General features: G+C 69.1%; 1 pseudogene. It reads left to right on the forward strand.

Annotated elements, in window-relative coordinates:
- Positions 1-644 (forward strand): annotated as a pseudogene (locus tag HP546_RS30880) (penicillin-binding protein 1C); the annotation flags it as partial.

Here is a 644-nt window from a genome sequence, read left to right on the forward strand (position 1 = left end):
ACGACCTGCTGAGCAACCGTGACAGCCAGCGTGGCATCAGTGTGCCGGTCGAACGGGTGCCGGCAAATGTCGGGGTGGCGGCGATCTGTTGGCCTTTGGGCCAGCCGATGAGCAGGAAGGACCCCAACTGCCGACGTCAGCGCTTTGCCTGGACCCTGGACGGCACCACACCGCCGACCCTGCAGGCCGCCGACCAGCCCTTGGGGCTGGGTTTGCGCGAAAGTGTGTGGGTCAACGATCAGGGGCTGCGCGTGGATGGCAGTTGCCCGGGTGCCAAGGCCCGCGATATCGCCCTTTGGCCGGCGCCGCTTGAGCCTTGGCTGCCCCGGGTCGAGCGGCGCGCGGCACGGCTGCCGGCCATCGACCCGGCCTGCCCAACGCAAGTAACGGCCAGCGCGCCACCGCTGTCAATCGTCGGCGTGCGCCCGGGCGACAACTTGCGTCGCCCGGTCACCAGCAGCGAGCCGCTGCAGTTGCATGTGTCGGCCCTGGGCGGTGGCGGGCGGCGCTGGTGGTTCCTCAATGGCCAGCCATTGGGGGAAACCCAGGGGCAAGACAGCTTGCTGCTGCGCTTGCCGCAGGTCGGGCAGGCCGAGCTTAGTGCACTGGATGAAAGCGGCGAGACGGCGCGGGTGATGTTGCAG

This window comes from Pseudomonas sp. CM25 (assembly GCF_013179705.1).
Taxonomy (GTDB): domain Bacteria; phylum Pseudomonadota; class Gammaproteobacteria; order Pseudomonadales; family Pseudomonadaceae; genus Aquipseudomonas.